Raw genomic sequence first — 17,109 nt, 5'->3', positions numbered from 1 at the left:
GTATTACCTGACAGAGGAAGACTTATGTTCGGTTTAGAGGCACTCGATCTCGCCCGAATTCAGTTCGCGTTTACCGTCTCATTTCACATCCTGTTCCCGGCCATCACCATTGGCCTGGCGAGCTACCTGGCGGTGCTCGAAGGCTTGTGGCTGAAAACTCATAACGACACCTACCGTGACCTCTACCATTTCTGGTCGAAGATCTTTGCCGTCAACTTCGGCATGGGCGTGGTCTCCGGTCTGGTTATGTCCTACCAGTTCGGCACCAACTGGAGCCGCTTCTCGGACTTCGCCGGTGCCGTCACGGGGCCTTTGCTGACCTATGAGGTGCTCACGGCGTTCTTCCTCGAGGCGGGTTTCCTCGGGGTGATGCTGTTTGGCTGGAACAAGGTCGGACGCGGCCTGCACTTTTTCTCCACGGTGATGGTGGCGATCGGCACATTGATCTCGACGTTCTGGATTCTCGCTTCCAATAGTTGGATGCAAACCCCGCAGGGCTTCGAAATCGTTAACGGCCAAGTCATTCCCACCGACTGGCTGGCCATCATCTTTAACCCGTCGTTCCCGTACCGCCTGATGCACATGGCGACTGCCGCGTTCGTGGCCACGGCATTCTTCGTCGGCTCCTCGGCGGCCTGGCACCTGTTGCGCGGCAAGGACAACCCGGCGATACGCACCATGCTGTCGATGGCGATGTGGATGGCATTGATCGTCGCGCCGATCCAGGCCGTCATCGGCGACTTCCATGGCCTCAACACCCTCAAGCATCAACCGGCAAAAATCGCCGCCATCGAAGGCCACTGGGAAAACAAGGGTGACGAACCCACGCCGCTGATCCTGTTCGGCTGGCCGGACATGAAGGAAGAGAAAACCAAATTCGCCGTGGAGATCCCGTACCTCGGCAGCCTGATCCTGACCCACTCGCTGGACAAGCAAGTGCCGGCGCTCAAGGATTTTCCACCCGAAGACCGGCCGAACTCGACCATCGTGTTCTGGTCGTTCCGGATCATGGTCGGTCTGGGTTTCCTGATGATCTTCACCGGTCTGTGGAGCTTGTGGCTGCGTAAACGCGACACCCTCTACACCTCACGTCCGTTCCTGTATCTGGCGTTGTGGATGGGGCCGTCCGGGTTGATCGCGATTCTCGCCGGCTGGTTCACCACGGAAATCGGCCGTCAGCCGTGGGTGGTCTACGGGCTGATGCGCACGGCGGATGCGTCGTCCAATCACAGCTTCGTGCAGATGAGCATCACGCTGATCATGTTCGTCGTGGTGTATTTCGCCCTGTTCGGTGCAGGCCTGGGCTACATGATGCGTCTGGTGCGCAAAGGGCCGAAGATCAGCGAAGGCGCAGAAACGCCAGAAGGGGGGCCAGGCAAGCAACGCACGCCGGCCCGTCCGCTGTCCGCTGCGGACGATACGGCCGATGCCGATCACGATGCTCCCAGCCTGACCAAGGAGATTTGACTCATGGGTATTGATCTTCCGCTGATCTGGGCCGTGATTATCATCTTCGGCATCATGATGTACGTGGTCATGGACGGCTTCGACCTCGGGATCGGGATTCTCTTCCCGTTCATTCCGGGCAAGACCGACCGTGACGTGATGATGAACACCGTCGCCCCGGTCTGGGACGGTAATGAAACGTGGCTGGTGCTGGGCGGTGCGGCGTTGTTCGGCGCCTTTCCGCTGGCCTATTCGGTGGTGCTCTCGGCGCTGTACCTGCCGTTGATTTTCATGCTGATCGGTTTGATTTTTCGCGGCGTGGCATTCGAGTTTCGCTTCAAGGCCAAGGACGACAAGCGTCACCTGTGGGACAAGGCATTCATCGGCGGTTCGGTGGCGGCGACGTTCTTCCAGGGCGTGGCGCTCGGCGCATTCATCGATGGTTTGCCGGTGGTCAATCGACAGTTTGCCGGCGGATCACTGGACTGGCTGACACCGTTCACGATGTTCTGCGGCGCTGCGCTCGTGGTGGCTTATGCCTTGCTCGGTTGCACCTGGCTGATCATGAAGACCGAAGGCAAGCTTCAGGAACAGATGCATAACCTGGCAAGGCCGCTGGCATTCGTGCTGCTGGCCGTGATCGGTATCGTCAGTATCTGGACACCACTGGCGCACCCGGACATCGCGACACGCTGGTTCAGCATGCCGAATCTGTTCTGGTTCATGCCGGTACCGATTCTGGTGATGGTGACGATGTACGGTTTGATCCGTGCCGTGGCGCGCAATGCCAACTACATGCCGTTCCTGCTGACCCTGGTGCTGATTTTTCTCGGCTACAGCGGTCTGGGTATCAGCCTGTGGCCGAACATTGTGCCGCCGTCGATCTCGATCTGGGACGCCGCCGCACCGCCGCAAAGTCAGGGCTTCATGCTGGTAGGCACGCTGTTCATCATCCCGTTCATTCTGGGTTACACCTTCTGGAGCTACTACGTGTTCCGCGGCAAGGTCACCCATGAAGACGGTTATCACTAGGCGTGATCACGATGGCGCTGCCCGCAGCGCCATCTCCCTCAAACGGAGGATGAAGCAATGACCGGCAAACATTCCCTGAACGATATTGAAGAAGCTGAAAAAAAGCCGCTGTGGCAGCGGCTCGGCTGGTTAGCGATGATCTGGGTTGGTAGCGTCGGCGCGCTGTTTATCATCGCCAGCCTGATGCGCATGTTCATGAACGCCGCAGGCCTGACCACTCACTGAATCACTCCGTCCCGGCGCCTTCGGGTACGGATTTGTAACCCTCCTGATGGAGGGTTTTTTTTGCCTGGCGGTTTACTTGCGGGCCTTGAGGATCACGAATTTCGGTGTGGCGGCGACTTGCTCTACACCACGGAACAGCCGCGCCAGTTTGCTGTGATAACCCAGATGACGGTTGCCGACGATGTACAACGCGCCGCCCACCACCAGCGCCTCGCGGGCTTGCTGGAACATGCGCCAGGCGAGGAAATCACCCACGACCTGCTGCTGATGGAACGGCGGATTGCACAACACCACGTCCAGCGATTGCGGCTCCTGACCGGCCAAACCATCACCCGCACGCACGATCACGTCGCGATCACCGAGCGCGGCGCGCCAGTTTTCGGCAGCCGACTGCACGGCCATGAACGATTCATCGACCAGCGTGTACTGTGCGTCCGGGTTTTGCAGTGCGCTGGCAATGGCCAGTACACCGTTACCGCAACCCAGGTCGGCGACTCGTGCACTGCCAAGATTCTTCGGCAGATGCGGGAGAAACGCGCGGGTGCCGATGTCCAGGCCTTCGCGGCAGAACACGTTGGCGTGGTTAAGCAACTCAATGGCCGGATCGTCAAGGCGATAGCGAGACGGGTAGGGCGACACGGCTGGCGTTTTCGCCTCAGGTGTGGCGATCAGCAACCGAGCTTTTTTTAACGCCAGTGATGCCTGTACGGGGCCGACGTAGCGCTCCAGCAGGTCGCCCGCTGCGCGCGGCAGATGTTTGACCATCGCTGCTGCGACCACTTCAGCGCCGGGCGCCAGTTGTCCTTGCAGGCGAATCAGTTGTTCCTCCAGCAAGGCCAGGGTTTTCGGTACGCGGATCAATACCCGATCGAACGGCCCGAGCAAGGGCTCACTGGCCGGGATACCGCAAATCGCGTCGAACGCGTGGCCATTGCGCAGCAGGTTTTTTTCCAGCCCTTGAAAGCCCAGAAACGAATCACCGCTACTGCTGACCGTCACCTTGCCGAGCAGACTGGCGGCCAGCGCGCCGAAGCTGTCGTTGAGCACCAGAACCCGCGTGTCAGCCGTCGGTTGCTGCGCGGCCAGATGATTGAGCAAATATTCATCGGCGGCATCGAACGCCTGCAGCGGTTCGTTTTGCTGTTCGGGCTGGCGGATCAGGTCGAGTTGGGCGAAGGGCGTATCGAGCAAAGGCATGGGGCGGGGACTCAGGATAATCGACGGATGTCCCGCTGCCAGGGTGACGTACGGCGGAACCCGACCGAGTGAACTGCAACGCAAACGGCTGGCGTCATCACTCAGGAAGGGCACAAATGGTACGTTTTTTTCTGCGGGAACACCCGCACGTTTTAATCGGGGGCAAAGCAATGGGTCTAGATGATTCCGGCTCTGGCGGCCGCGATGACAGCGGAAATCTTGTTGCAGACGTTGAGCTTCCCGATAACGTTCTGCACGTGATAGTTCACGGTGCGTTCGCTCAAGCTGAGGATTTTCGAGATCTCATAAGCCGTTTTGCCACTGGCGGACAATTGCAGCACCTCCAGTTCTCGGGGTGAAAGATGCGGTTGGCGGGACTTGGCGGGCTGTGCGGGCAAGGCCCTGGCGAACAGTTCGCTCAAGCAACTGGTGGCGTAGAACATATAGCCAAAATGCTCATACAACTCGAGCGGACTGATCGGGCAGTGCTTTCGGGCAAGGCTGATAATGCTGCACAAGCCGCTTTCCTCGTTATGGAACGCCTGAGACCAGCCGTGTTGCAGTCTGTGTTCCTTCAGTGATTCCCATAACTGAGGCGTTTCGGCGAATACCGTTTCATTCCATACGATGGGTAACATTGAGTGGTTGCAGTGTGCTATTACCGGATCAATTTTCCGGAAGTTTTTTTGTGCATATTGTTGATTCCATTCTTCAGGGTAGTTGTTGATTTGCAAGGCATTAAGATGAATTTCCCGGTGCGGCGAAGTGACTGAAATTGCGCAGAAGTTAAATCCTAGATTCTCGGCAAATTTCAGCAAGATCGGATAAGCGGCATCTATTCCCTTGGCGAAAGTCAGTTGCTTTAGTTGCGACTCCTTCCACGTTTCCATTAAAAACTCTCCGTTGGTGTTGCGGGGGCGCCGAGTGGATCCAAAAGATCCGGCACGGGTCGAAGTGTAGGATGTTTCCTACGAAGAGTTTTAAATTTTTTCGCTCTTGAGAATGCGCGAGTGGTCATAAAGCGTTATTAGCAATAGCGAAGTTTTAGTATGCAACTTGTCATCCTAAATTTTAGTTTGCATAGCTTGCTTGCTTTAAATGCGGTTAATAGTTGTCGGTGGCGAGCGTTGATAAAGCCATTACCAATCATCGGTGTTTAAGCGCGCAGATTTGCGGGACACTGCTGGTCATCGTTCAACGGAGTGCCCCATGACCGCCAGTGCAGAGAAGTTTACCGCTCAGACCTTGCTCGACGTGCAGCCCTTGACCTCCAGCCTGTTCACTTTGCGCACCAGTCGTGATGCCGGTTTTCGTTTCCGGGCCGGGCAATTCGCCCGGCTCGGCGTGACCAAGGCCGATGGCAGCACTGTGTGGCGCGCCTATTCGATGGTGTCGTCACCCTTTGACGAGTTTCTTGAATTCTTCTCTATCGTAGTGCCGGGCGGCGAGTTCACCAGCGAACTGAGCCGACTGCAGATCGGCGATACCTTGCTGGTGGATCGCCAAGCATTCGGCTACCTGACCCTTGATCGCTTCGTTGACGGCCGTGATCTGTGGCTGTTATCCACCGGTACCGGGGTGGCGCCTTTTCTGTCGATCCTTCAGGACTTCGAGGTCTGGGAAAAATTCGAACGGATCATTCTGGTGTACAGCGTGCGCGAAGCGCGGGAGCTGGCGTATCAGCAGATGATTGCCGGGCTGGCGCAACGTGAATACTTGAGTGAACACGCACACAAGTTGCGTTTCATCCCGACAGTCACCCGTGAAGCCCATCCCGGAGCGTTGAACGGTCGCATTACTACACTGATCGAAAACGGTGAGCTGGAACGGGCGGCGGGCGTGGAGCTGTCGGCTGAACATTCGCGGGTCATGTTGTGCGGCAATCCGCAGATGATCGACGACACTCGTGCGTTGCTGAAAAAAAGGCACATGAGCCTCAGCCTCACCCGCCGGCCGGGACAGGTGGCCGTAGAAAACTACTGGTAAACAAACGGCGCCCTAAGGCGCCGTTTTTCAGGGTGCAGTCAAGTCAGGGCTGATTGTTCCGGGCCTTGAGCAGATCGCGGATCTCACCCAGCAATTCTTCTTCCTTGGTCGGCACCGGTGGCAGGGTAGGGGCCACGGCTTCTTCGCGTTTCAGGCGGTTGATGGCTTTGACGCCCATGAAGATTGCGAAAGCGACAATCACGAAGTCGAGCACGCTCTGGATGAATTTGCCGTAAGCCAGCATGACCGCAGGGGCCTCGCCTTGGGCAGCTTTGAGCGTAATGGCCAGGTCACTGAAATCCACTCCACCGATCAGCAGGCCGATCGGCGGCATGATCACGTCACCGACAAACGATGAAACGATTTTGCCGAAGGCGGCACCGATGATGATACCGACGGCCATGTCGACCACATTGCCTTTGACCGCGAAGGCCTTGAACTCACTTATCACGCCCATAGGTTATTTCCTTGTTACAGATGAGTTTGGTGTACGCAGTGTAAATCAGCAAAACGCGTCCTGCGCGAAACACCTTCTTACAATGCCCGTTTTAATCGACACATTAATCCACGATTAGTTTGCAAAGTGCCACTAATCGCGCGCGAAATACGCCGTAACTCCCTGATCGGGAAGCCAATTTTTTCAATCATGGCGTTACGTTCTTTCTATTTATGTTCAGCGGCACAGGCCTCTAGCCTTGGGTTGGCGCACCTGGATGCGCCCAAAAAAACCAGAGGAACCTGATATGAATGCCACTCTTGGACTGGGGGCTTTTCCCCATCGCCGCACACTTGGCGTAATCACCGCCAGCCTGTTGACCTTTTCCGTGCATGCCGCGCCCCTGACCCGGGATAACGGTGCGGCGGTGGGCGACAATCAGAACTCGCAAACCGCCGGCGCCAACGGCCCGGTGTTGCTGCAAGATGTGCAACTGATCCAGAAGCTGCAGCGTTTCGACCGCGAGCGCATTCCCGAGCGTGTGGTTCACGCACGCGGCACCGGCGCCCATGGCACTTTCACGGTGACCAACGACCTCAGCGACTTGAGCAAGGCCAAGGTATTTGCCGCCGGCCAGAGCACGCCGGTATTCGTGCGGTTCTCTGCCGTGGTTCACGGTAACCACTCCCCGGAAACCCTGCGTGACCCGCGTGGTTTCGCCACCAAGTTCTACACCGCCGACGGCAACTGGGATCTGGTGGGCAACAACTTCCCGACCTTCTTCATCCGTGACGCGATCAAATTTCCGGACATGGTGCATGCGTTCAAACCCGACCCGCGCACCAATCTTGATGATGACTCGCGCCGATTCGACTTCTTCTCCCATGTACCGGAAGCCACGCGTACGCTGACCGAGCTGTATTCCAACTCGGGAACACCAGCCAGTTATCGCGAAATGGACGGCAACGGAGTGCATGCCTATAAGTTGGTCAATGCCAAAGGCGAAGTGCACTACGTAAAGTTTCACTGGAAGAGCTTGCAGGGCATCAACAATCTCACCCCTAAACAAGTCACAAAAGTTCAGGGTCAGGATTACAGTCATATGACCAATGACTTGGTGACTAATATAAACAAAGGTAACTTCCCGAAATGGGACTTGTACATTCAGGTTCTGAAACCACAAGATTTGTCCAAGTTTGATTTCGATCCGCTGGATGCAACCAAGATCTGGCCGGGTATTCCAGAACGTAAAGTTGGACAAATGGTTCTAAACCGTAATCCGGCAAACGTATTCCAGGAAACCGAACAAGTTGCAATGGCTCCGGCCAATGTTGTGCCGGGTATCGAACCTTCCGAAGATCGATTGTTGCAAGGTCGCGTGTTCTCTTATGCCGACACGCAAATGTATCGTCTTGGCGCCAATGCCCTGCAATTGCCGATCAACGCGCCGAAAGTCGCGGTGAACAACGGCAATCAGGATGGCGCGATGAACTTCGGTGCCAGCCGGTCCGGTGTGAACTATCAGCCGAGCCGTTTGCAACCGCGTGAAGAAACGCCAGCGGCGCGTTACAGCCAGATGGCGCTGTCGGGCAGCACGCAGCAGGCGAAGATCCAGCGTGAGCAGAACTTCAAGCAGGCCGGCGATCTGTATCGCTCGTTCAGCAAAAAGGAACGCCGCGACCTGATCGACAGCTTCGGCGGCTCGCTGGCCACCACGGATGACGAGAGCAAGCACATCATCCTGTCCTTCCTTTATAAGGCCGATCCTGAGTACGGCACCGGCGTGACTGAAGTGGCCAAGGGTGACCTGAGCCGGGTCAAGGCACTGGCGGCCAAACTGGTCGACTGATCCAACGCTGATGCAAAACGGGGTCTGAATCAGGCCCCGTTTCGCCAAAGGAGACTGCTGATGCGTATCTGTCTTTTATTGTTTTGCGGTTGCCTGTCGTTCTCTGCGTGGGCGGCTTCGCCCGAGCAGGACCCTGAAGCCATCAGGGCGCAACTGCAGGACTACTATTTCGACGCGGCCCGGCGCGGTGATGTGCCGATGCTCGATACCTTTATCGAGTCCGGATATTCGCTCGACACCCGCGATGACAAGGGCTACACCGCGCTGATTCTGGCGGCGTATCACGGCCAGGCACCAGCGGTTGAAAGGCTACTCGCCGCCGGGGCGGATGCCTGTGCTCAGGATCAACGCGGCAACACGGCGCTGATGGGCGCGATTTTCAAGGGCGAGTTGCAGATTGCCCGGCGCTTGATGGCCACCGATTGCAGTCCCGACCAACGTAACGGTGCCGGTCAGACGGCCGCGATGTATGCGGGCTTGTTCAAGCGTCAGGAATTGCTCGACGCGCTGAAAGCCAAAGGCGCCGATCTGAATGCCGAAGATCCGCTGGGTAACAGCGCCGCACGTCTGGCCAGCGGGGAATTCCGTACCGCCGCGCCGCGCTGATCGGCAGCGCGTGCGTTATCATCGCGGTTTTTGTCGGGGGTTCTGATGGCCAAGGCCAAGCGCATGTACGGCTGCACCGAGTGCGGCGCAACCTTTCCCAAGTGGGCCGGCCAATGTGGCGAGTGCGGTGCCTGGAACACCTTGACCGAAACCATGATCGAGAGCGGCGGCGCGACGGCGCCCACCGGTCGCACCGGTTGGGCCGGGCAACAGGCGCAGATCAAGACGCTGGCCGAAGTCAGCATCGAAGAGATTCCACGGTTTTCTACTGCCTCCGGCGAACTGGACCGCGTGCTCGGTGGCGGGCTGGTCGATGGCTCGGTAGTGCTGATTGGTGGTGATCCGGGGATCGGCAAGTCAACGATTCTGTTGCAGACCCTTTGCAACCTCGCCAAGAGCATGCCAGCGCTGTACGTCACCGGCGAAGAATCCCAGCAGCAAGTAGCCATGCGCGCCCGGCGCCTCGGCTTGCCGCAGGATCAACTGCGGGTGATGACCGAAACCTGTATCGAAACCATCATCGCCACTGCCCGTCAGGAAAAACCCAAGGTGATGGTGATCGACTCGATCCAGACGATTTTCACCGAACAACTGCAATCGGCGCCCGGCGGTGTCTCTCAGGTGCGCGAAAGTGCGGCGCTGCTGGTGCGATACGCCAAACAAAGCGGCACTGCGATTTTCCTCGTCGGCCACGTCACCAAGGAAGGCGCGCTTGCCGGCCCGCGCGTGCTGGAACACATGGTCGACACCGTGCTGTATTTCGAAGGTGAATCCGATGGCCGTTTGCGTTTGCTGCGGGCGGTGAAAAACCGTTTTGGTGCGGTCAACGAACTCGGTGTGTTCGGCATGACCGACAAGGGACTTAAAGAAGTCTCCAACCCATCGGCGATTTTTCTCACCCGTGCTCAGGAAGAAGTCCCGGGCAGTGTGGTCATGGCAACGTGGGAGGGCACTCGGCCGATGCTGGTGGAAGTGCAGGCGCTGGTCGATGACAGTCATCTGGCCAACCCGCGCCGGGTGACGTTGGGTCTGGATCAGAACCGATTGGCGATGTTGCTCGCGGTTTTGCATCGACACGGCGGCATTCCGACCCACGATCAGGACGTGTTCCTTAACGTGGTCGGCGGGGTGAAGGTGCTGGAAACCGCATCCGATCTGGCGTTGATGGCGGCCGTGATGTCGAGCCTGCGTAATCGGCCGTTGCCCCATGATCTGTTGGTGTTTGGCGAAGTCGGTTTGTCCGGCGAAGTGCGTCCGGTGCCGAGTGGCCAGGAACGTTTGAAGGAAGCAGCCAAGCATGGCTTCAAGCGCGCGATCGTGCCCAAGGGCAACGCGCCGAAAGAGTCGCCGCCGGGGTTGCAGATCATCGCCGTGACGCGTCTCGAACAAGCTCTCGACGCGCTTTTCGAATAACCACGATCCCCTGTAGGAGCTGCCGAAGGCTGCGATCTTTTGATCTTGCTTTTAAAAGATCAGGATCAAAAGATCGCAGCCTTCGGCAGCTCCTACAGGGAGCCGGTTTTAATCAGAGTTCGATCAGAGCGCCCAATTCTCGCTCCAGCTCCTGCGGGTCACCCAGGTTGAACTCAATCAAGCGCCGCAGGCGTTCGATGGACTCCAGGCTGATGTGCTTGCAGACGAAGCCGAGTTGGCCATGGTCGTCGTGGGTCAATTGCACATCCATCTTGATGCCGACCTCATCGTTGAGATGAATATCGACCAGAAAATGCCGCTCCCGATCACCTAGCCACGGCTCGGGTTTTTCGATCAACAGACCCTTGAGCGACAGATCAATCAATTTGACCGGCCAGATGTACTCGCCCTGACTCAATTCAGTCTTGGCATCGAACGCGATACGTTTGAAGCGGCGACGCTCAGCTGGGTGCTGGCTCATGGCGCAATCCTCACGAAGGTTTGCTGACTATAGACCCGACCAGTCGGTCGCAGCCAATCGTTAAGGCGTCTAGACCAATGTCGGGGTATGGCCTTTGTCGCCGTAAGCGCTAAACTCGGGGTGGCTGTCTTTCTTGTCCACCCTGGCTGGAATAATAAAATGAAAAATAATAATAGCCTGCTACGCCACTTACCCTGGCTAGTGCTGGCAATCGTAGGAGCGTGCGCCCTGGGCGTAGTGGCATTGCGCCGAGGCGAGGCGATCAACGCCTTGTGGATTGTGGTCGCTGCCGTGGCCATTTATCTGGTTGCGTACCGTTACTACAGCCTGTTCATCGCTAACCATGTGATGCAACTCGATCCGCGTCGGGCCACCCCCGCCGTGCTCAACAATGACGGTCTGGACTATGTGCCGACCAACAAACACATTCTCTTCGGTCACCACTTCGCGGCCATCGCTGGCGCGGGGCCTCTGGTCGGTCCGGTACTGGCGGCGCAGATGGGGTATTTGCCCGGCACGCTGTGGCTGATCGCTGGTGTGGTGCTGGCGGGTGCGGTGCAGGACTTCATGGTTCTGTTCATGTCGACCCGTCGTAACGGCCGCTCCCTGGGCGACATGGTGCGTGAAGAAATGGGCCGCATTCCCGGCACCATCGCGCTGTTTGGCTGCTTCCTGATCATGATCATCATCCTCGCGGTGCTGGCGCTGATCGTCGTGAAAGCCCTGGCCGAGAGTCCATGGGGCATTTTCACGGTGATGGCGACCATCCCGATCGCGATGTTCATGGGCATTTACATGCGCTACATCCGTCCGGGTCGCATTGGTGAGATCTCGGTGGTCGGCGTGTTGCTGCTGCTGGGTTCGATCTGGCTCGGTGGGCAGATCGCCGCCGATCCGGTGTGGGCCAAGGCGTTCACCTTCACGGGTGTGCAGATTACCTGGATGCTGGTCGGTTACGGTTTTGTGGCCGCTTCGCTACCGGTCTGGTTGATTCTGGCGCCGCGTGACTACCTCTCCACTTTCCTCAAGATCGGTACCATCGTCGCTTTGGCGATCGGCATTCTGGTGACCATGCCTGAGCTGAAAATGCCCGCGCTGACCCAGTTCGTCGACGGCACTGGCCCGGTGTGGAAGGGCGGTCTGTTCCCGTTCCTGTTCATCACCATCGCTTGCGGTGCGGTCTCCGGTTTCCACGCGCTGATCTCGTCGGGCACCACGCCGAAGTTGCTGGATAACGAAACCAACGCCCGTTACATCGGTTACGGCGGCATGCTGATGGAATCGTTTGTAGCGATCATGGCCATGGTTGCTGCTTCGGTGATCGAGCCTGGCGTGTACTTCGCCATGAACAGCCCGGCAGCCGTCGTCGGCAGTGATGTGGTGTCTGTTGCGCAAGTGGTCACCAGTTGGGGCTTCGCGATTACGCCTGAGGCGCTGCAAGCCGTGGCGAATGACATTGGCGAAACCACGATCCTGGCCCGTGCCGGGGGGGCGCCGACCTTGGCGGTCGGTATCGCGCAGATCCTGCACAGTGTCCTGCCGGGTGAAAACACCATGGCGTTCTGGTACCACTTCGCAATTCTGTTCGAAGCACTGTTCATCCTCACCGCTGTAGACGCCGGCACCCGTGCCGGGCGTTTCATGCTGCAGGATTTGCTGGGCTCCTTCGTTCCGGCGTTGAAACGTACCGAGTCGTGGACCGCCAACCTGATCGCCACCGCCGGTTGTGTGGCGATGTGGGGCTGGTTGCTGTACCAGGGCGTGATCGATCCACTGGGCGGCATCAACACCCTGTGGCCGCTGTTCGGTATCTCTAACCAGATGCTGGCCGGTATCGCGTTGATGCTTGGTACCGTTGTGCTGATCAAAATGAAGCGCCAGCGCTACATCTGGGTCACTTTGCTTCCGGCTACCTGGCTGCTGATTTGCACCACCACAGCAGGCTTCATCAAGCTGTTCGACGCCAACCCGGCGATCGGCTTCCTGTCGCTGGCCAAGAAGTACAGCGATGCACTCGCCAATGGTCAGGTGCTCGCGCCGGCCAAAAGCGTGGAGCAAATGCAGCACGTGATCTTTAACGCCTACACCAACGCAACGCTGACAGTGCTGTTCCTGTTTGTGGTGTTCAGTATCCTGCTCTACGCGCTCAAGGTCGGCATCGCCGCCTGGGGTAAAAAAGAGCGTACGGATAAAGAATCGCCATTCCAGGCCCTGCCGGATGCGTAACCAGAGGATTGCACCATGTTCAATGACCTGAGTCGCCTCGGTAAATACCTCGGTCAGGCCGCGCGCCTGATGGTCGGCATGCCCGACTACGACACCTACGTCGAGCATATGCAAACCAAGCACCCGGACAAACCGGTGATGAGCTATGAGATGTTCTTTCGCGAACGTCAGGAAGCCCGTTACGGTGGCAAGGGTGGGCCGAAGTGCTGTTGATTAGAGCCTGAGGTCGAAGCTATCCCCTGTGGGAGCGAGCCTGCTCGCGAATACGGAGTGTCAGTTGATGAGTCCATTGGCTGACGCACCGCTTTCGCGAGCAGGCTCGCTCCCACATTTGTTTTTGTGTTCCTTTTAAGGAGATCGGGTTTTGTCTTCTCCCATACCTGTCACTGTACTCAGCGGTTTCCTCGGCGCCGGCAAGACCACTTTGTTGCGGCACCTGTTGAAAGCCGAGCACGGCCTGAAAATCGCCGTGATCGAAAACGAATTCAGCGACGCCGGCATCGACACTCAGTTGCTTGGCGACGAACCAGTGCAAGTCATGACCCTGGCCAACGGCTGTGTCTGCTGCACCATCCACACCGATCTGACCAAAGCCCTGTACTTGTTGCTTGAGCGGCTGGACAGCGGCGAAATCGCCTTCGACCGACTGGTGATCGAGTGCACCGGTCTGGCCGATCCGGCACCCGTGGCGCAGACCTTTTTCATCGATGAGGAATTGCGCGAGCGTTATTTGCTCGACGGCATCATCACCTTGGTTGACGCGGCTCATGCCGATGTACACCTGACTCAGACCATCGCCCAGGCACAGATCGGTTTCGCCGACCGCTTGCTGGTCAGCAAAACTGATCTGGTGGATGAAGCAGCGTTCACCGCATTGAGTGAGCGCCTGACGCGGATCAACCGTCGTGCGCCGATCCGTGTGGTCGAGCACGGCAACATCGATCTGGCTGAATTGCTCGACGTGCGCGGCTTCAACCTCAACGCCGATCTCGGCGGCGGGCTGAATCTGCGTCCGGTCAGCAAGGCGCCGTCGATCGATCGCATCTCCAGCCTCGTGCTGCGCACCGAGCAGCCGCTGGATATCGACCAGCTCAGCGAGTTCATGAATGAGTTGCTGGAAGAACACGGCAAACAATTGCTGCGTTACAAAGGCGTGCTGAACATTGCCGGGGAAGATCGGCGATTGGTGTTTCAGGGTGTGCTGAAACTCTATGGTTTCGACTGGGACACCGAATGGGCCGAAGGTGAGGCGCGCGAAAGTGTGATTGTGTTTATTGCTGATGACTTGCCGGAAGAGAAGATTCGGGCGGGGTTTGCCAAGGTTTCGGCAGCCTGATGGATCTTCGGTGTCAGGGATGACGCCATCGCGGGCTTGCCCGCGATGGCGATCTATCCGGCAGCGCAGTGCGCATTGACGGAATACAACAGGGTGCCTTCCAAATGATCCAGATGTTGATTCATCAACATCGCCGCTTTAGCTGCATCCCCACATTCCACCGCCTCGACAATCTCCAAATGCTCCTGCCACGCGCAACAACTGCGCGTCGTTCCATCACCCCGCGCAATCGCCAGTGACGTAATCGGCACAAGGCTGCCAAGAAAATGCGCCAACGGTGCATTCCCCGCCATCTGCGCCAATTGCAGATGAAACTCCCCCGACAATCGAATTGCCGCACCGCGCCGATCCTGCTCTACGGCCTGACGCTCGCGCTCGATCAAGGCGCGCAGGCGTTTCACGCCATCAACCTGTGGTCGCTGACAAGCCAAGCGCACCAGTGTGTTTTCGGTCAGGCGTCGTGCATGCAAGATCTGCCGGGTCTGCTCCATATCGGGCGTCGCAACACGCGGCCGATGATTGGCGCGCAGCACGACCACTTGTTCATGGGACAACTGCGTCAGCACCCGACGCACGTCCGCGCGGCTGACGCCGAACATCTGCTTGAGGCTCTCTTCGGTGAAGCGGCTGGCCGGGTCGATACGTTGTTCCAGAATCGCATCGAACAGCCGTGGATACAGGTCATCAATGCGGGAGAAGGGCAGGGCGGCCGACATGTGGCGAGTGCGCTGTGGTGAGGCAAGACTGTTCATGGCCGGTCTCCAGTGTGAAGAAATTCAGTTGTTCAAATTGTCGTCCGGAATGTTCAGCTCGATGCCCATCCGCTGGCCTTCGCGCAGGATGTGCCGGCGCATTTCGGCGCTGGCCTGGGCGCTGTTTTTGCTGCGGATCGCACGGACCACGGCTTCGTTTTCCTCCAACCTTTCGGCCAGATGCTCAGGGGAATTGCGCAGCACCTCGGCGCTTTGCTTGAGGGCATTGCTGGTCTGTTGCACCACGCTCTGGAAGATCGGATTCGACGTCAGGGTGAACAGCTCTTCGTGAAACGCGATGTAGGCGCTAACCCCGGCTTCGCTGTCACCCGCCTCGAGGGCTTCGCGCATGTCCATCAGAGTCAGGCGCAACTGGCCGACTTCCTTGCTGCTGATCGACTGTGCAACGAGGCCGACGATGAACGGCTCAAGGGTGTAGCGCAGTTGCAGCACGTCTTCGAGACTGGCGCTGGCCACTGCACTGTCGTGGCTTTGGCTGTCGCTGAGCTGTGCGTCGAGCACCACCACGCCTTTGCCCGGCATCGAACGCACGAGACCGAGGGTTTCCAGGACGATCACCGCTTCGCGCAGGCTCGGGCGGCTGATGCCCAGTTGTTCGGCCAGTTCGCGCTGGCCCGGCAGCATGTCGCCGGAGCGCCACTGACCTCGGGCCAGTGCGGCCCGGAGTTTTTCTACGACTGAGTTGACGACGGTTGAGGTGGTAATCACGTGTCTTGCTCCATGAGCCGTGCCTGCGGGTCAGCAGGCACGGCGATCAATCAGAATTCTTTGGCCGCCGCTTGAGCGACGGTTTTTCTCGGCTGAAAGGTATAGCCCTGCTCGCCGTTGAGCACCTTGTTCGCCCGTTGCACATCGATGTCCTTCTCCCAACGAGCGATGGCCACGGTGGCGACGCAGTTGCCGATCAGGTTAGTCAATGCGCGGCCGATGCCCATGAACCAGTCCACCGCCAGCACTAACACCAGACCGACCACCGGAATGGCCGGGATCGCCGTCAATGTCGCCGCCAGAATCACCAGTGCCGAACCGGGAATGCCATGGGCGCCTTTGGAGGTGATCAGCGACACCAGCAGAATCGTCAGCAAATCAGTCATGGCCAGCGGCGTACCGGTGGCGTTGGCGATGAACACGATGGCCAGGGTCAGATAGATCGAGAAACCGTCGAGGTTGAACGAGTAGCCGGTGGGAATCACCAGCCCGACCGTCGAGCTGCCGATCCCCAAGTGTTCAAGTTTGCGCATGATCTGTGGCAGCACGGCGTCAGACGACGCGGTGCCCATGACGATCAGCAGTTCTTCACGCAGGTATTTGAGCAGCGGCCACATGCGCAGGCCGGAGGCGCGCATCACCACACCGAGAATCACGCTGACGAAGGCGACGCAGGTCAGGTAGAACAGACCAACCAGACTGCCCAGGTGTTGCAGCGAGTCGAGGCCATATTTGCTGGTGGTGAACGCGATGGCGCCGAACACACCGATCGGCGCCAGACGCACGATCATGCCCATGATGCGGAAGATCACATGGCTCAGTTCGTTGATCAGGCGCGAGATCCCGGAAGCGGCTTCGCCGACCAGGTTCAATGCGCTGCCGAACAGCACCGAGAACAGCAGTACCTGCAGGATGTTGTTGTCGGCAAACGCGCCGATCACCGACGTCGGGATCAGGTCCATCAGGAACTGCGTGGTGGTGTGCATGTGCTGGCTGCGTTCGGCGAGGTCGCCCATGTCGGCGGCGGACAGTTGCTCCAGATGGATATTGGCGCCGCTGCCGATGCCGGTGCTGAAGGCGAACACCAGACCGATCACCAAGGCAATGGTGGTCAACACTTCAAAGTAGATAACGGATTTGAGGCCGATGCGCCCGACCTTCTTCAGATCGCCCGCGCCACTGATGCCGCTGACCACCACGCAGAATACGATCAGACCGATGAGCATCTTGATCAGTTTGATGAAGCCGTCACCGAGCGGTTTGAGCTGGGCCGAGTATTCAGGAAGGGTCAGTCCGCAGACGATGCCAAGCACCAGTCCGAGAACCACTTGGCGGAACATTGACCGCGAGCACCATCAGAGCATGGGAGGACTCCTGGGCGGGCTCCTGGCTGCC

At 58.3% G+C, this 17,109-nt stretch carries 16 protein-coding genes and 1 pseudogene; 10 read left to right on the top strand and 7 right to left on the bottom strand.

Annotated features, from left to right (window positions below; translation table 11 throughout):
• Positions 1–24: 24 nt before the first annotated feature.
• Genes ACIOVB_RS10260 through ACIOVB_RS10250 form a run of 3 tightly spaced genes read left to right on the top strand, consistent with a single transcriptional unit; the run spans position 25 to position 2,703 of the window.
• Entirely contained in the window at positions 25–1,467 is a 1,443-nt protein-coding gene (locus tag ACIOVB_RS10260; RefSeq protein WP_401267284.1) for a cytochrome ubiquinol oxidase subunit I, read from the top strand.
• 3 nt (positions 1,468–1,470) lie between these two features.
• Positions 1,471–2,478, top strand: coding sequence for a cytochrome d ubiquinol oxidase subunit II (cydB, locus tag ACIOVB_RS10255; protein WP_401267283.1), 1,008 nt, complete (start codon positions 1,471–1,473; stop codon positions 2,476–2,478).
• Between the two features lie 57 nt (positions 2,479–2,535).
• Positions 2,536–2,703 (top strand): DUF2474 domain-containing protein, encoded by a 168-nt coding sequence (locus tag ACIOVB_RS10250; RefSeq protein WP_187681201.1) that lies wholly within the window; start codon positions 2,536–2,538, stop codon positions 2,701–2,703.
• Positions 2,704–2,775: 72 nt separating this feature from the next.
• Here the strand turns inward: ACIOVB_RS10250 and ACIOVB_RS10245 are convergent, their stop codons facing one another.
• Positions 2,776–3,900 (bottom strand): methyltransferase, encoded by a 1,125-nt coding sequence (locus ACIOVB_RS10245; protein WP_401267281.1) that lies wholly within the window; start codon positions 3,898–3,900, stop codon positions 2,776–2,778.
• A 176-nt stretch (positions 3,901–4,076) separates the two neighbouring features.
• Positions 4,077–4,790, bottom strand: a complete 714-nt coding sequence (locus ACIOVB_RS10240; RefSeq protein WP_401267278.1) for an autoinducer binding domain-containing protein — start codon at positions 4,788–4,790, stop codon at positions 4,077–4,079.
• A 319-nt stretch (positions 4,791–5,109) separates the two neighbouring features.
• Between ACIOVB_RS10240 and ACIOVB_RS10235 the strand changes: the two genes are divergently transcribed.
• The gene (locus tag ACIOVB_RS10235) at positions 5,110–5,886 is read left to right on the top strand and encodes a ferredoxin--NADP reductase (RefSeq protein WP_401267276.1); all 777 of its coding nucleotides are present in this window, start codon (positions 5,110–5,112) and stop codon (positions 5,884–5,886) included.
• Positions 5,887–5,929: 43 nt separating this feature from the next.
• Here the strand turns inward: ACIOVB_RS10235 and mscL are convergent, their stop codons facing one another.
• The gene (gene mscL, locus ACIOVB_RS10230) at positions 5,930–6,343 is read right to left on the bottom strand and encodes a large-conductance mechanosensitive channel protein MscL (RefSeq protein WP_187681198.1); all 414 of its coding nucleotides are present in this window, start codon (positions 6,341–6,343) and stop codon (positions 5,930–5,932) included.
• A 286-nt stretch (positions 6,344–6,629) separates the two neighbouring features.
• On the opposite strand from mscL, the gene ACIOVB_RS10225 reads away from it, so the two are divergent.
• The 3 genes from ACIOVB_RS10225 to radA are packed head-to-tail and all read left to right on the top strand — an operon-like array spanning position 6,630 to position 10,190.
• Positions 6,630–8,171 (top strand): catalase, encoded by a 1,542-nt coding sequence (locus ACIOVB_RS10225; protein WP_401267273.1) that lies wholly within the window; start codon positions 6,630–6,632, stop codon positions 8,169–8,171.
• Between the two features lie 60 nt (positions 8,172–8,231).
• Positions 8,232–8,777, top strand: a complete 546-nt coding sequence (locus ACIOVB_RS10220; RefSeq protein WP_401267271.1) for an ankyrin repeat domain-containing protein — start codon at positions 8,232–8,234, stop codon at positions 8,775–8,777.
• 45 nt (positions 8,778–8,822) lie between these two features.
• Positions 8,823–10,190 (top strand): DNA repair protein RadA, encoded by a 1,368-nt coding sequence (radA, locus tag ACIOVB_RS10215; RefSeq protein ID WP_007909773.1) that lies wholly within the window; start codon positions 8,823–8,825, stop codon positions 10,188–10,190.
• A gap of 112 nt (positions 10,191–10,302) precedes the next feature.
• On the opposite strand, the gene ACIOVB_RS10210 is transcribed toward radA, so the two are convergent.
• Complete coding sequence (locus ACIOVB_RS10210) at positions 10,303–10,671, bottom strand: PilZ domain-containing protein (protein ID WP_401267268.1); 369 nt, start codon at positions 10,669–10,671, stop codon at positions 10,303–10,305.
• Between the two features lie 159 nt (positions 10,672–10,830).
• Between ACIOVB_RS10210 and ACIOVB_RS10205 the strand changes: the two genes are divergently transcribed.
• The 3 genes from ACIOVB_RS10205 to yjiA all read left to right on the top strand — a co-directional run bounded on the left by ACIOVB_RS10205 (position 10,831) and on the right by yjiA (position 14,233).
• Positions 10,831–12,897, top strand: a complete 2,067-nt coding sequence (locus ACIOVB_RS10205) for a carbon starvation CstA family protein (RefSeq protein WP_401267265.1) — start codon at positions 10,831–10,833, stop codon at positions 12,895–12,897.
• A 15-nt stretch (positions 12,898–12,912) separates the two neighbouring features.
• Complete coding sequence (locus ACIOVB_RS10200; RefSeq protein ID WP_003228401.1) at positions 12,913–13,110, top strand: YbdD/YjiX family protein; 198 nt, start codon at positions 12,913–12,915, stop codon at positions 13,108–13,110.
• A gap of 151 nt (positions 13,111–13,261) precedes the next feature.
• Positions 13,262–14,233, top strand: coding sequence for a GTPase (yjiA, locus tag ACIOVB_RS10195; RefSeq protein ID WP_401267263.1), 972 nt, complete (start codon positions 13,262–13,264; stop codon positions 14,231–14,233).
• A gap of 53 nt (positions 14,234–14,286) precedes the next feature.
• Here yjiA and ACIOVB_RS10190 read toward each other — a convergent pair whose 3' ends face one another.
• From ACIOVB_RS10190 to ACIOVB_RS10180, 3 genes and pseudogenes are all read right to left on the bottom strand, one after another.
• Positions 14,287–14,985, bottom strand: a complete 699-nt coding sequence (locus ACIOVB_RS10190; protein WP_401267261.1) for a GntR family transcriptional regulator — start codon at positions 14,983–14,985, stop codon at positions 14,287–14,289.
• A gap of 24 nt (positions 14,986–15,009) precedes the next feature.
• A complete protein-coding gene (locus tag ACIOVB_RS10185; protein WP_187679186.1) occupies positions 15,010–15,714 on the bottom strand; it encodes a FadR/GntR family transcriptional regulator in 705 nt (234 codons plus the stop codon).
• Positions 15,715–15,764: 50 nt separating this feature from the next.
• A pseudogene (locus tag ACIOVB_RS10180) lies at positions 15,765–17,066 on the bottom strand (C4-dicarboxylate transporter DctA); the annotation flags it as partial.
• Between the last annotated feature and the right edge of the window lie 43 nt (positions 17,067–17,109).

It is taken from the genome of Pseudomonas sp. NPDC087639 (assembly GCF_044743385.1).
Taxonomy (GTDB): domain Bacteria; phylum Pseudomonadota; class Gammaproteobacteria; order Pseudomonadales; family Pseudomonadaceae; genus Aquipseudomonas.
The sequence above is the reverse complement of the archived record's forward strand: the minus strand, read 5'-3'. Positions and strand labels throughout refer to the sequence as shown.

Coding starts and splice junctions, on each gene's coding strand:
- ACIOVB_RS10260 (WP_401267284.1), top strand. CDS start 25: ATGTTCGGTTTAGAGGCACTCGATCTCGCCCGAATTCAGTTCGCGTTT.
- cydB (WP_401267283.1), top strand. CDS start 1,471: ATGGGTATTGATCTTCCGCTGATCTGGGCCGTGATTATCATCTTCGGC.
- ACIOVB_RS10250 (WP_187681201.1), top strand. CDS start 2,536: ATGACCGGCAAACATTCCCTGAACGATATTGAAGAAGCTGAAAAAAAG.
- ACIOVB_RS10245 (WP_401267281.1), bottom strand. CDS start 3,900: ATGCCTTTGCTCGATACGCCCTTCGCCCAACTCGACCTGATCCGCCAG.
- ACIOVB_RS10240 (WP_401267278.1), bottom strand. CDS start 4,790: ATGGAAACGTGGAAGGAGTCGCAACTAAAGCAACTGACTTTCGCCAAG.
- ACIOVB_RS10235 (WP_401267276.1), top strand. CDS start 5,110: ATGACCGCCAGTGCAGAGAAGTTTACCGCTCAGACCTTGCTCGACGTG.
- mscL (WP_187681198.1), bottom strand. CDS start 6,343: ATGGGCGTGATAAGTGAGTTCAAGGCCTTCGCGGTCAAAGGCAATGTG.
- ACIOVB_RS10225 (WP_401267273.1), top strand. CDS start 6,630: ATGAATGCCACTCTTGGACTGGGGGCTTTTCCCCATCGCCGCACACTT.
- ACIOVB_RS10220 (WP_401267271.1), top strand. CDS start 8,232: ATGCGTATCTGTCTTTTATTGTTTTGCGGTTGCCTGTCGTTCTCTGCG.
- radA (WP_007909773.1), top strand. CDS start 8,823: ATGGCCAAGGCCAAGCGCATGTACGGCTGCACCGAGTGCGGCGCAACC.
- ACIOVB_RS10210 (WP_401267268.1), bottom strand. CDS start 10,671: ATGAGCCAGCACCCAGCTGAGCGTCGCCGCTTCAAACGTATCGCGTTC.
- ACIOVB_RS10205 (WP_401267265.1), top strand. CDS start 10,831: ATGAAAAATAATAATAGCCTGCTACGCCACTTACCCTGGCTAGTGCTG.
- ACIOVB_RS10200 (WP_003228401.1), top strand. CDS start 12,913: ATGTTCAATGACCTGAGTCGCCTCGGTAAATACCTCGGTCAGGCCGCG.
- ACIOVB_RS10190 (WP_401267261.1), bottom strand. CDS start 14,985: ATGAACAGTCTTGCCTCACCACAGCGCACTCGCCACATGTCGGCCGCC.